General features: G+C 63.6%; 11 protein-coding genes. 5 read left to right on the top strand and 6 right to left on the bottom strand.

Going from position 1 to position 12,220, the window contains the following annotated elements; translation table 11 throughout:
* Positions 1–4: 4 nt before the first annotated feature.
* Positions 5–157, bottom strand: coding sequence for a hypothetical protein (locus tag SB756_RS13670; RefSeq protein ID WP_016489747.1), 153 nt, complete (start codon positions 155–157; stop codon positions 5–7).
* A 179-nt stretch (positions 158–336) separates the two neighbouring features.
* Here SB756_RS13670 and SB756_RS13665 point away from each other — a divergent pair, with 179 nt between their 5' ends.
* The 4 genes from SB756_RS13665 (at position 337) to SB756_RS13650 (ending at position 5,672) form a co-directional block, all read left to right on the top strand.
* Entirely contained in the window at positions 337–786 is a 450-nt protein-coding gene (locus SB756_RS13665; protein ID WP_341797075.1) for an EVE domain-containing protein, read from the top strand.
* 95 nt (positions 787–881) lie between these two features.
* Positions 882–1,841 (top strand): HlyD family secretion protein, encoded by a 960-nt coding sequence (locus SB756_RS13660; protein ID WP_341797076.1) that lies wholly within the window; start codon positions 882–884, stop codon positions 1,839–1,841.
* Entirely contained in the window at positions 1,838–4,558 is a 2,721-nt protein-coding gene (gene rbbA / locus SB756_RS13655; protein ID WP_410910976.1) for a ribosome-associated ATPase/putative transporter RbbA, read from the top strand. The genes SB756_RS13660 and rbbA overlap by 4 nt, the downstream gene beginning before the upstream one ends.
* Before the next feature lies 1 nt (position 4,559).
* Positions 4,560–5,672: an ABC transporter permease gene (locus tag SB756_RS13650; RefSeq protein WP_341797078.1), complete on the top strand. Its 1,113-nt coding sequence runs from the start codon at positions 4,560–4,562 to the stop codon at positions 5,670–5,672.
* Positions 5,673–5,769: 97 nt separating this feature from the next.
* Here SB756_RS13650 and SB756_RS13645 read toward each other — a convergent pair whose 3' ends face one another.
* Positions 5,770–6,174 (bottom strand): flagellar basal body-associated protein FliL, encoded by a 405-nt coding sequence (locus tag SB756_RS13645; protein WP_016489751.1) that lies wholly within the window; start codon positions 6,172–6,174, stop codon positions 5,770–5,772.
* Positions 6,175–6,331: 157 nt separating this feature from the next.
* Between SB756_RS13645 and SB756_RS13640 the strand changes: the two genes are divergently transcribed.
* Positions 6,332–7,309, top strand: a complete 978-nt coding sequence (locus SB756_RS13640; RefSeq protein WP_063424115.1) for an NADPH:quinone oxidoreductase family protein — start codon at positions 6,332–6,334, stop codon at positions 7,307–7,309.
* Between the two features lie 32 nt (positions 7,310–7,341).
* On the opposite strand, the gene SB756_RS13635 is transcribed toward SB756_RS13640, so the two are convergent.
* The 4 genes from SB756_RS13635 to rho all read right to left on the bottom strand — a co-directional run bounded on the left by SB756_RS13635 (position 7,342) and on the right by rho (position 12,134).
* On the bottom strand, positions 7,342–7,992 hold the full coding sequence (locus SB756_RS13635; RefSeq protein WP_341797079.1) for a gamma-glutamylcyclotransferase: 651 nt from the start codon (positions 7,990–7,992) through the stop codon (positions 7,342–7,344).
* A 246-nt stretch (positions 7,993–8,238) separates the two neighbouring features.
* Entirely contained in the window at positions 8,239–9,207 is a 969-nt protein-coding gene (locus SB756_RS13630; RefSeq protein WP_410910975.1) for a CDP-6-deoxy-delta-3,4-glucoseen reductase, read from the bottom strand.
* Positions 9,207–10,673 carry a 4-hydroxy-3-polyprenylbenzoate decarboxylase gene (gene ubiD / locus SB756_RS13625; protein WP_410910974.1) on the bottom strand — a complete coding sequence of 489 codons (1,467 nt, stop codon included), beginning with the start codon at positions 10,671–10,673 and terminating at the stop codon, positions 9,207–9,209. The genes SB756_RS13630 and ubiD overlap by 1 nt, the downstream gene beginning before the upstream one ends.
* 201 nt (positions 10,674–10,874) lie before the next feature.
* Entirely contained in the window at positions 10,875–12,134 is a 1,260-nt protein-coding gene (rho, locus tag SB756_RS13620; protein ID WP_003253661.1) for a transcription termination factor Rho, read from the bottom strand.
* Between the last annotated feature and the right edge of the window lie 86 nt (positions 12,135–12,220).

Here is a 12,220-nt window from a genome sequence, read left to right as displayed (position 1 = left end):
GGCATCAACGTTGTGGCTGGCTGGCGTCGACCGGCATCTGGTAGGCGCTGTCCAGCTTGCGCTCCCACAAACCCTGCGCATAACCGGTAGTGACCACACCCAGGCCAAAAATGAACACCAGGATCCACAGCAGATCCGGCTTTTTGCGTTGATTCATTGAAGATTGCCCCCCAGGCAAACTGTTCAGTGCTTGGCGATTTTCTGGGTATCGCCAGCGCATCGCGCTTTAAACGGGGCGCATTTTCCGACAACCTGCGTCCGCACGCAAACCTTGACGCCAACCGGCTGTCGGTTTCGTGCAACAGGTTATTTCAAACCTTTTCAGGAGCAGCATCCATGGCCTACTGGCTGATGAAATCCGAGCCCGACGAACTCTCCATCGAGGGCCTCGGCCGCCTTGGCGAAGCGCGCTGGGACGGCGTGCGCAACTATCAGGCGCGTAATTTCCTGCGGGCCATGAATGTGGGTGACGAATTCTTCTTCTATCACTCCAGCTGCCCGCAACCGGGCATCGCCGGTATTGCCAGAGTCACCCGCGCGGCGTACCCCGACCCCACCGCGCTGGACCCCCAAAGCCACTACTACGATGCCAAGGCCACGGCCGACAAGAACCCGTGGAGTGCGGTGGATGTGGCCCATGTGCAAACCCTGCCACGGGTGCTGGAACTGGGCAGGTTGAAGCAGCAGTCCGGGCTGGCCGAGCTGCCGCTGGTGCAGAAAGGCAGCCGCCTGTCGGTGATGCCCGTGACACCCGAACAATGGGCGGTGATTGTCGCGTTGCTTTGAAACAGTGGCTAAGGTCAAGGGTTTGACCGATATCAACACGCCACGAATGGCCCCGCGACATGATGTGGTGTGCAAAACCGCAAGGATGCAGATCGATGAACCGATACGCCCCCAGAATCTTCGCCACCGCGCTGATCGCCCTGCTCGCTGCAGCCGCAGGGCTGGGGTACTGGAAGTCGCTCCACGACCAGCTGCCCGAAGGCCTGAGCATGGGCAACGGCCGCCTCGAAGCCACCGAAGTGCAGATCGCCAGCAAGGTCCCCGGCCGCCTGGCCGAAGTGCTGGTCGACGAAGGCGACAAAGTCACCCGCGGCCAGCTACTGGCGCGCATTGACACCCGCACCATGGAAGCCCAGCGCACCCAGGCCGAAGCCGAAGTGCTGCGCGCGCGGGAAAACTACGCCGCGGCCCAGGCCAGCGTGCAGCTGCGCCAGAGCGAACTGTTGCTAGCCAGCCAGGACCTCAAGCGCGTGCGCGAAATCTTCCAGCGCAAATACGCCAGCCAGCAACTGCTCGACCAGCAACAGGCACGCTTTGACACCGCCAACGCCGCCGTGGTCGCCGCCCGCGCCCAGCTGGCAGCGATCAAAGCCGCCATCGGCGCAGCCGAAGCCCAGGTGGCCCAGCTCACCAGCGAAATCGACGACAGCAGCCTGCGTGCGCCCATCAACGGCATTATCCAGCTGCGCCTGGCCGAGCCCGGTGAAGTGCTGGGTGCCGGCGGCCGCGTGCTGATGCTGATCGACCCCAGCGACCAGTACATGAACCTGTACCTGCCGGCTTCCACCAGCGGCACGCTGACCGTAGGCGACCAGGCGCGCATCGTACTCGACGCTCTGCCCGAGCGCGCTTTGCCGGCCAAGGTGGCCTTTGTCGCAGCCAAGGCCCAGTTCACCCCCAAGCAGGTCGAAACCCGCGACGAGCGGCAAAAGCTGGTGTTCCGCGTCAAGCTTCGCCTGACCGACCCCGGCGCAGTGCCGCAGGCCAAACCGGGTATGCCAGGCGCCGGGTATGTGCGCACGGCTGAGGTGGACTGGCCGGCCAACCTGCAATGAACGCCCCGGCACTGCTGGCCGAGGGCATCGGCCACCGCTACGGCGACCTGGTGGCCCTGCACACCCTCGGCTTCAGCCTGCCTGCGGGCACCCGCTGCGCGCTGATCGGCCCTGACGGCGCCGGCAAATCGACCTTGCTGGGGTTGATCGCCGGCGTCAAACGCCTGCAACAGGGCGAGCTGCAGGTGCTGGGTGGCTCGATCCGCCAGCGCCGTCATCGCGCGGCGCTGTACCCGAAAGTAGCGTTCATGCCGCAGGGGCTGGGCAATAACCTGTACCCGGAGCTGTCGATCAGCGAGAACATCCGCTTTTTCGCCACCCTGTTCGGCCTGGGCCGCAGCGAGTGCGAACAGCGCATGGCCAACCTGCTGCAGGCCACCGACCTGCAACGCTTTGCCGAGCGCCCGGCCGGCAAGCTGTCAGGTGGCATGAAGCAGAAGCTGGGGCTGTGCTGCGCGCTGATCCACGAGCCGGACCTGCTGATCCTCGACGAACCCACCACCGGCGTCGACCCGCTGTCGCGGCGGCGCTTCTGGGAGCTGGTCGAGCAGGTTCGCGCACAGCGCCCGCAACTGACCCTGCTGGTGGCTACCGCCTACATGGAAGAAGCCGAACAGTTCGAGCATTGCCTGATGCTCGATGGCGGCCGACTGCTGGCCGCAGGGCCAAGCCACGAACTGGCCGCAGTCACCCCCAGCGGCAAGCTGGACGACGCCTTCACCCATTACCAAGGTGCGGGCAAGGCGCAGCATCAACCCTTGCACATCCCGCCGCGCCCGGCCACAGATGGCCCGGTCGCCATCGAGGCCCACGACCTGACACTGCGCTTTGGCGACTTCACGGCGGTGAACAAGGTCAGTTTCGCCATTGGCCGTGGCGAGATCTTCGGCTTCCTTGGCTCCAACGGCTGCGGCAAGACCACCACCATGAAAGTGCTCACCGGGCTGATGCCCGCCAGCGAGGGCAGCGCCAGCCTGCTCGGCCGCCCGGTGGACGCCAGTGACCTGGGCACGCGCAAGCGGGTCGGGTTCATGTCGCAGAGTTTCTCGCTGTATGGCGAGCTCAGCACCCGGCAGAACCTGGCCTTGCATGCCCGCCTGTTCGACTTGCCCAAAGCCGAGAGCGCCCAACGCATCGATGAGCTGATCGAGCGCTTCGACCTCGCCGCTATTGCCGACCAACCGTCCGGCGCCCTGCCCCTTGGCCTGCGCCAGCGCCTGTCATTGGCGGTGGCGGTACTGCATCGCCCGGAAGTGTTGATTCTCGATGAACCGACCTCCGGCGTCGATCCAGCCGCTCGCGACGACTTCTGGCGCCTGCTGGTGCAATTGTCACGCGAACAGGGCGTGACCATTTTCCTCTCCACCCACTTCATGAACGAAGCCCAGCGCTGCGACCGCATCTCGTTGATGCATGCCGGGCGGGTACTGGCCTGCGACACCCCCGATGCCCTCCAGCGCCAGTACCACGGTGACACTTTGGAGGACGCGTTCGTGCGTTGCCTGGAGCAGGCCCAGGAGCTCGCGCCGCCAGCCACGGACAACGCCGTGCTGGAGCAGGCAGCCACGCCCGCTCCGCCGCTGCGCCAGGGCTTCAGCCTGCGCCGCCTGCTGGCGGTGGCCAGCCGTGAGGGCAAGGAACTGCTGCGCGACAAGGTACGCCTGGCCTTCGCCCTGGCAGGCGCGCTGTTCATGATGGTGATCTTCGGCTACGGCATTTCGCTGGATGTAGAAAACCTTGCCTTCGCCGTGTACGACCAGGACCAGAGCCCGCAAAGCCGGGCCTACCTTGAGGCCTTCCGTGGCTCACGCTATTTTGCCGAACAGGCGCCGATTCGTGACAGCCGCGAGATGCACCAGCGCTTGCAACGCTCGGAAATCAAACTGGCGCTGGAGATTCCGCCCGGCTTTGGCCGCGACCTGTACGCCGGGCGCCAACCGGTGGTGGCGGCCTGGCTCGACGGCGGCATGCCGTTCCGCGCAGAAACCAGCCGCAACTACGTGGAAGCCGTGCACCAGGCCAACCTTGAGCAACTGGCAAAGGCCAGCCCAGAGCCGCAGCCGCGTCAGGAGCTGGTACGCCTGGAAACACGTTTTCGTTACAACCAGGACGTGGTCAGCGTGAATGCCATCGGCCCCGGCGTGATGGCGCTGATCCTGGCCTTCATCCCCGCCATGCTCACCGCGCTGGGCATTGTCCGCGAGAAAGAGCTCGGCTCCATCACCAACTTCTACGCCACCCCCCTCACTCGCCTGGAGTTCCTGCTTGGCAAGCAGATGCCTTACCTGGCCGTGAGCCTGGTCAACCTGGCGCTGCTGGTGGCCATGAACCGCTGGCTGTTCGCCGTGCCGCTCAAGGGCAGCGTGCTGGCCCTGGCCTGTGGTGGCGTGGCCTACCTGCTGGCTACCACCAGCCTGGGGCTGTTGATCTCGGCCTTCACCCGCACCCAGATCTCGGCCATCCTGGGCACCATGATCATCACCAGCCTGCCAACCATCCAGTTTTCCGGGCTGATCGTGCCACGCTCGTCGCTGGATGGCGCAGCGGCGGTGATGGGTCAGCTGTTCCCGGCGGGCTACTTCCTCGATATCGCGGTCGGCACCTTCACCAAGGCGCTGGGGCTGCGTGAGCTGTGGCCGCAGTGCCTGATCCTGCTGGGCTTCTTCGCTGCCTTCACGGGCCTGAGCCTGGCCATGTTGAAGAAGCAGGAGGCCTGACATGTCGCGCCTGAACCACACCCTGCGCCTGGGCCTGAAAGAACTGACCAGCCTGCGCCATGACAGCGTCCTGCTGCTGTTCCTGCTATATGCCTTCAGCGTGGCGATCTACATGCCGGCAGCCGGCTCGGTGATCGGCGTACACAACGCCAGCGTGGCGGTTGTGGATGAAGACCATAGCCTGCTCTCGCGCAAGCTCAGCGAAGCCCTGCAACCGCCCGAGTTCCAGCCAGCCGTGCCGCTGCCCGCAGAACGCCTGGACCAGGCCATGGACAGCGGCGAGTACACCTTCGTGATCAACGTACCGGTGAACTTCCAGAGCGACCTGCTGGCCGGGCGCTCGCCGGAGCTGCAGGTCAACGTCGACGCCACGGCCATGAGCCAGGCGTTCATGGGCGCCGGCTACATTGGCCGCATCTTCGAGCGCGAGCTGCTCGACTACAGCCAGCGCGGCAACGTGCAAAGCCCGGTGCTGATCAACCCCAAGGCGCTGTTCAACCCCAACCTTGAGGGGGGCTGGTTCCTGGCGGTGATCCAGATCGTCAACAACATCACCATCCTGGCGATCATCCTCACCGGCACCGCGCTGCTGCGCGAGCGTGAGCATGGCACGCTCGACCACCTACTGGTTCTGCCGCTCACCGCACTGGAAATCATGCTGGCGAAAATCGGCAGCAACGCGCTGGTGGTGGTGATCTGCACGTGGGTTTCGCTGGTGGTGGTCGTGAAAGGCGCGCTGGGTGTGCCGCTGTCCGGCTCGATGGGGCTGTTTCTGGCCGTGACCGCGCTGTACCTGTTCGCCAGTACCGCGCTGGGCATCTTCCTCGCCACCCTGGCACGCTCGACGCCGCAGTTCGGCCTGCTGGCAATCCCGGTGATCATCCCGATGCTGTTGCTGTCTGGCGGCAGCACACCCCTGGACAGCATGCCCCAATGGCTGCAATGGGTGATGCAGGGGTCACCGTCAACGCACTTTGTCAGCCTGGGTACTGCGATCCTGTTCCGGGATGCCGACTGGGCGGTGGTATGGCCGGATATCCTGGCGCTGGCGCTGATTGGCCTGGTGTTTTTCAGCGTCGCCCTGGCGCGGTTTCGCCGTAGCCTGGCGTCCTGACACCTCAGGATCTATGATCGGCAACTGTGGGAGCGGGCAAGCCCGCGAACACCGGCGAAGCCGGTGCCATTCACCGCGCCGCCCGCTCCCACATTGATCACTGCACGATCAGGTTGTTGAACAGCAGGTCTTCGACGATCGGCTTGCCTTCTTCCGCTTCCAGCACCTGCTGCACCTGCTTCAAAGCCTCCTGGCGAAGGTGTTCCTTGGCCTCGACGTTGCTCATGTTGTCCACGGTCTGCTGGGTGAACAGTGCTACCAGCTGGTTGCGGATCAGCGGTTCGTGATGCTTTACCGCCTTGGCCGCTTCGTCACCGGTCACGCGCAGGGCCACGTCGGCCTTGTACACGCGCAGCCGCGGGCCGCCGTCGAGGGCATAGTTGCCGACAAAGGGCGGGCTCAGGCTGATGTAGGCGACCTTGGGCGCCCCTTCCTTGGCTTCCTCGGCCATGGCCGCAGCCGGCAGCAGCAGCGCCAGTACCATCAAGATCCACGCTTTCACGAATTCGCTCCTCAATACAGTTGGCGCCAGCTTACCCAGCACGCCGCTCAAACCCAAGCCCGGGCTTATGCCGGCCCATCAGGGCGGGCCATGCTCGTTGACCCGGCAAGCGGCCCTCCTACACTTATCGGCCACTACCCGCAAAGGAATAGCCCCGATGAAAGCTGTGTTGTGCAAAACCCTGGGTCCGGCGCGCGATCTGGTACTGGAAGACGTGGCCAGCCCGCAGCCCAGGAAAAACGAGATCCTGCTGGATGTGCAGGCCGCCGGTGTCAATTTCCCCGACACCCTGATCATCGAAGGCAAATACCAGTTCCAGCCACCGCTGCCGTTCTCACCCGGCGGCGAAGCCGCAGGCGTGGTGGCCGCAGTCGGGGAAAAAGCCGGCGCGCTGAAGGTCGGCGACCGGGTCATGGCGCTCACCGGCTGGGGTGCTTTCGCCGAGCAGGTGGCGGTGCCTTTCTACAACGTACTGCCGATCCCGGCCAGCATGGACTTCACCACCGCTGCCGCCTTCGGCATGACCTATGGCACCTCGATGCACGCCCTGCGCCAGCGCGGCCAACTGCAAGCAGGCGAGACGCTGCTGGTACTGGGCGCATCCGGTGGGGTCGGTCTGGCGGCGGTGGAAATCGGCAAGGCCATGGGCGCGCGGGTGATCGCGGCAGCCAGCAGTGCCGAGAAACTGGCCGTGGCCAAGGCGGCCGGGGCAGATGAGCTGATCGACTACACCCAGGCCAGCCTGCGCGAAGAAATCAAGCGGCTGACCGGTGGCCAGGGCGTGGACGTCATTTACGACCCAGTGGGGGGCGAGCTGTTCGAGCAGGCAGTGCGCGGGCTGGCCTGGAATGGCCGGCTGCTGGTGGTGGGTTTTGCCAGCGGCAGCATTCCACAGCTGGCGGCCAACCTGGTGCTGCTCAAGGGCGCGGCGGTGCTGGGGGTGTTCTGGGGGGCGTTTGCACAGCGCCAGCCCGAGGATAACGCGGCCAACTTCAAGCAGCTGTTTGCCTGGCATGCCGAAGGTAAGTTGAAGCCGCTGGTGTCGCAGACTTATCCACTGGCCGAGGCCGGGGCTGCCATCGAGAAACTGGGGCAGCGGCAGGCTGTGGGTAAGTTGGTGGTGCTGATGCATTGATTTTTCTGGGGCCGCACAGCGGCCCCAGAAACTCAAACTTCACGCAGGTTATGGCAACGCCTGAACCGCGCCTCCAGGTTGCGATCGGGCATCTGGTGGCTGCGCAAGGCATTCAAGGTCTGCTCGACATAGTCGCGCGTGGTGCCATAACGCCCCTTGGCACTGGCCAGGATCTGGCTGAGCAGGGTATCCGGCAGGTTGCCCGCGTAGCACGGCAAATGCCGCTCCAGCACAAAGCCCAAGGCCTGTACCTTGCTGCCATCGCCCAGCCGGCAGTTGAGCCAATGCGGCCGATAGGCCGGGTACGGCATCTCGCGTTGCCACAAGGCCATCAGCGAGTCGTCCAGGTTGCTCTCATCCAGCCGGTAGGCAAAACCGCTGCAAGAACCACCGCGGTCCAGGCCAAACACCAGGCCGGGGGTTTCCGGGGTGCCACGATGTTCGTGCGACCACAGGTACAAGCCGCGGTGATAACCATGTACCCGTGCGCGCTGGCGCTCCACCGAATTGCACTCCGGGCGCCAGATCAGCGAACCATAGGCAAACAGCCACACCGGCCCGCCCTGATGCCGAGACATGGTCGTCTTCATGGAGTTGAACAACTGGTCGCGAGTATGTTGCTGACCAAAGTCGAGTGCCGGAGGATATGAAACTTGCCAAGACATACTTTCAATTGCCGACATAAGCTGCCGCCATTATCCCTGTGAACTACAGATGTAGCGAGATTCGCTCAAACTGCGGCCCCAAGCCTTGTACCAAGGGCGCTTGCAGTAACCATAGGCTAGAAATGCAGGAATACTCAAGCCCTGTGGCAATACTTTAATGCGCGGTTCCGACGACTGGGGAAGTACTGTTTCGGCAACGGTTAAAGTTATTAGCCAAGGCGGTAACAATTACCGCCTTATACCCACTTTTTGCAACTTCGGTTATTAACCGCGTGGCGCGTAGGCAAACACATCCGCACGCATGCGGTGTGCATCCATGCCGGCTTCGACCAGGGCGTCGAGGGTGGCGTAGATCATGTTCGGTGAACCGCTGGCATACACATGCACCGTATTGAGGTCGGCGATGTCCTCGCAGACCGCCTCATGCAGCATGCCGCAGCGGCCCTCCCAGCCGCACAGGTCACTGACGACCCGGTGCAGGAACAGGTTGGGCAGGCGCTGCCATTCGTCCCAGTGCTCGATCTGGTAGAAGTCTTCGGGCCGGCGCACACCCCAGTACAGGTGTACCGGGTACTTGAAACCGTTGGCTCGGCAATGCTCGAGCAGGCTGTGCATCTGGCCCATGCCGGTGCCGGCGGCAATCAATACCAGCGGCCCGTCGGGCAGCTCGGCCAGGTGGGTGTCGCCAAACGGCATTTCGATGCGTGCCAGGCCGTCACGCTTGAGCTGCTCGATCAGTTGCAATGCACTGGGCTCACGCGCCAGCACGTGCAGCTCCAGCTCACGCCCGGCGTGGGGTGCGGAGGCCAGCGAAAACGCGGCCGGCTTGCCGCCTTCGCGCTCGATCATCAGGTACTGCCCGGCGTGGTAACGCAGTGGCTTGCCGGCTGGCGCACGCAGGCGCACCCGCCAGACGTCGCCACCCACGTCGACGCATTCAGTGACGCTGCACGCCAGCTTGCGCACCGGCAGCTCGCCCAGGGCGAGCACGCCATCCCAGAGCAACACACAGTCCTCCAGCGGCTCGGCAATGCAGGTGAACAGCTCGCCATGGTCACGGACTTCGCCGTCCTGGCGTACCCGCCCTTCGACCAACAACGCGGCGCAGACATGGCAATTGCCATTGCGGCAGCTATTCGGGCAGTCATAGCCCAACCGCCGCGCTCCATCCAGGATCCGTTCCCCGGGTTCGAGCGCCAGCACCGCCCCGGACGGCTGCAACGTTACCTGCATCAATCTATTCCCAACTGATCCCACAGCTCATCGATACGGCGGGTGACGGCTTCGTCCTTGACAATGACCCGCCCCCATTCGCGTGTAGTCTCGCCCGGCCACTTGTGCGTGGCGTCCAGGCCCATCTTCGACCCCAGCCCCGATACCGGCGACGCGAAGTCCAGGTAGTCGATCGGCGTGTTGTCGATCATCACCGTATCACGCTTGGGGTCCATGCGCGTGGTGATGGCCCAGATCACATCGTTCCAGTCACGGGCGTTGATATCGTCATCGGTGACAATAACGAACTTGGTGTACATGAACTGTCGCAGAAACGACCACACACCCAGCATCACGCGCTTGGCGTGGCCCGGGTACTGCTTTTTCATGGTGACCACCGCCATGCGGTACGAGCAGCCTTCCGGCGGCAGGTAGAAGTCGGTGATTTCCGGGAACTGCTTCTGCAAAATCGGCACGAACACTTCGTTCAGCGCCACACCGAGAATCGCCGGTTCATCTGGCGGGCGGCCGGTGTAGGTGCTGTGATAGATCGGCTTCTGCCGGTGGGTGATGCGCTCGACGGTGAACACCGGGAAGCTGTCCACTTCGTTGTAGTAGCCGGTATGGTCGCCATACGGGCCTTCCGGGGCCATTTCGCCCGGGTGGATCACGCCTTCCAGAATGATTTCGGCGGTGGCCGGTACCTGCAGGTTGCTGCCACGGCACTTGACCAGCTCGGTGCGATTGCCGCGCAGCAGGCCGGCGAAGGCATATTCGGAGAGGGTGTCCGGCACCGGGGTCACGGCACCGAGGATGGTTGCCGGGTCAGCACCCAGGGCCACGGCAACCGGGAACGACTGGCCGGGGTTTTTCTCGCACCACTCACGATAGTCGAGGGCGCCCCCACGGTGGCTCAGCCAGCGCATGATGACCTTGTTGCGGCCAATGACCTGCTGGCGGTAGATGCCCAGATTCTGGCGGTCCTTGTTCGGGCCGCGGGTGACGGTAAGGCCCCAGGTGATCAGCGGCGCCACGTCGCCTGGCCAGCAGTGCTGGATCGGCAGTGCGCCGAGGTCGACGTCGTCACCCTCGACCACCACTTCCTGGCATACCGCGTCCTTGACCACTTTCGGTGCCATCGACACGACTTTCTTGAAGATCGGCAGCTTCGACCAGGCGTCCTTCAGGCCCTTGGGTGGCTCGGGCTCCTTGAGGAAGGCCAGCAACTTGCCGATTTCGCGCAGTTCATCGACCGACTCGGCGCCCATGCCCATGGCCACGCGCTCTGGCGTGCCGAACAGGTTGCCCAGCACCGGGATGTCAAAGCCGGTGGGCTTTTCGAACAGCAATGCCGGGCCTTTCGCACGCAGGGTGCGGTCGCAGACCTCTGTCATTTCCAGGACTGGGGAGATCGGAACCTGGATGCGCTTGAGTTCGCCGCGCTGCTCCAGGCCACGGATGAAGTCGCGCAAGTCGCGATACTGCATGCATGAGCCTCGTGTTGGCCGTATCGGTCGGGGTGCAGAGTGTAGCGCCGTTCGGCACCTAATGGCCAAAAATGACTTGGGGCCGCTTCGCGCCCCATCGCGGCACAAGGCCGCTCCTACAGGTAGTGCGTAATCCTGTAGGAGCGGCCTTGTGCCGCGATGGGCTGCGAAGCAGCCCCAATCGATTCCTGCTGGCGAAGCTTACTTGCGCTTCATCGACAAGAAGAACTCGTCGTTGGTCTTGGTCTGCTTGAGCTTGTCGACCAGGAACTCGATGGCAGCGATTTCGTCCATCGGGTGCAGCAGCTTGCGCAAAATCCACATGCGCTGCAGTTCGTCGTCGGCAGTCAGCAGCTCTTCGCGGCGGGTACCGGAACGGTTGATGTTGATGGCCGGGAACACGCGCTTCTCGGCGATGCGGCGGTCCAGCGGCAGCTCCATGTTGCCGGTGCCCTTGAACTCTTCGTAGATCACTTCGTCCATCTTCGAGCCGGTTTCGACCAGCGCGGTGGCGATGATGGTCAGCGAACCGCCTTCCTCGATGTTACGCGCGGCGCCAAAGAAGCGCTTCGGCTTCTCCAGGGCGTGGGCGTCGACACCACCGGTCAGCACCTTGCCCGAGCTCGGGATCACGGTGTTGTAGGCACGCGCCAGACGGGTGATGGAGTCCAGCAGGATGACCACGTCCTTCTTGTGCTCGACCAGGCGCTTGGCCTTCTCGATCACCATTTCGGCAACCTGCACGTGGCGGGTTGGCGGCTCGTCGAAGGTGGAAGCAACCACTTCGCCGCGCACGGTGCGCTGCATTTCGGTCACTTCTTCCGGGCGCTCGTCGATCAGCAGCACGATCAAGTGGCACTCGGGATTGTTACGGGTGATGTTGGCCGCGATGTTCTGAAGCATGATGGTCTTGCCCGCTTTTGGCGGGGCGACGATCAGGCCACGCTGGCCTTTGCCGATCGGGGCGCACAGGTCGATGACGCGACCGGTCAGGTCTTCGGTGGAGCCGTTACCGGCTTCCATCTTCAGGCGCTTGTTCGGGAACAGCGGCGTCAGGTTTTCGAACAGGATCTTGTTCTTCGCGTTTTCCGGACGGTCGAAGTTGATGGTATCAACCTTCAGCAGAGCGAAGTAACGCTCCCCTTCCTTCGGCGGGCGGATCTTGCCGACGATGGTGTCGCCGGTACGCAGGTTGAAACGGCGGATCTGGCTGGGCGAGACGTAGATATCGTCCGGGCCGGCCAGGTAGGACGCATCAGCCGAGCGCAGGAAACCGAAACCATCCTGGAGAATCTCCAGCACGCCGTCACCCGAAATCTCTTCGCCGCTCTTCGCGTGCTTCTTCAGCAGGGCGAAGATCACGTCCTGTTTGCGCGAACGGGCCATGTTCTCGATGCCCATCTGTTCGGCCATTTCCAAAAGATCGGTAATCGGCTTTTGCTTGAGTTCAGTCAGGTTCATAAGGGGAGTGACGTAATCATGTAAGAAGGGAGAATTAAGCTTCTGGCTTAATGAGGCCGCGCCGCTAGATGGCGACAGGATCGCGT

It is taken from the genome of Pseudomonas sp. SIMBA_068 (assembly GCF_046534705.1).
Taxonomy (GTDB): domain Bacteria; phylum Pseudomonadota; class Gammaproteobacteria; order Pseudomonadales; family Pseudomonadaceae; genus Aquipseudomonas; species Aquipseudomonas putida.
Note: the sequence above shows the minus strand (reverse complement) of the source record. Positions and strands in the feature narration are given on the sequence as shown.

What these genes read in the sequence shown, in the direction of transcription:
- SB756_RS13670 (WP_016489747.1), bottom strand. Translation starts at nt 157, where the DNA reads ATGAATCAACGCAAAAAGCCGGATCTGCTGTGGATCCTGGTGTTCATT.
- SB756_RS13665 (WP_341797075.1), top strand. Translation starts at nt 337, where the DNA reads ATGGCCTACTGGCTGATGAAATCCGAGCCCGACGAACTCTCCATCGAG.
- SB756_RS13660 (WP_341797076.1), top strand. Translation starts at nt 882, where the DNA reads ATGAACCGATACGCCCCCAGAATCTTCGCCACCGCGCTGATCGCCCTG.
- rbbA (WP_410910976.1), top strand. Translation starts at nt 1,838, where the DNA reads ATGAACGCCCCGGCACTGCTGGCCGAGGGCATCGGCCACCGCTACGGC.
- SB756_RS13650 (WP_341797078.1), top strand. Translation starts at nt 4,560, where the DNA reads ATGTCGCGCCTGAACCACACCCTGCGCCTGGGCCTGAAAGAACTGACC.
- SB756_RS13640 (WP_063424115.1), top strand. Translation starts at nt 6,332, where the DNA reads ATGAAAGCTGTGTTGTGCAAAACCCTGGGTCCGGCGCGCGATCTGGTA.
- SB756_RS13635 (WP_341797079.1), bottom strand. Translation starts at nt 7,992, where the DNA reads ATGTCGGCAATTGAAAGTATGTCTTGGCAAGTTTCATATCCTCCGGCA.
- SB756_RS13630 (WP_410910975.1), bottom strand. Translation starts at nt 9,207, where the DNA reads ATGCAGGTAACGTTGCAGCCGTCCGGGGCGGTGCTGGCGCTCGAACCC.
- ubiD (WP_410910974.1), bottom strand. Translation starts at nt 10,673, where the DNA reads ATGCAGTATCGCGACTTGCGCGACTTCATCCGTGGCCTGGAGCAGCGC.
- rho (WP_003253661.1), bottom strand. Translation starts at nt 12,134, where the DNA reads ATGAACCTGACTGAACTCAAGCAAAAGCCGATTACCGATCTTTTGGAA.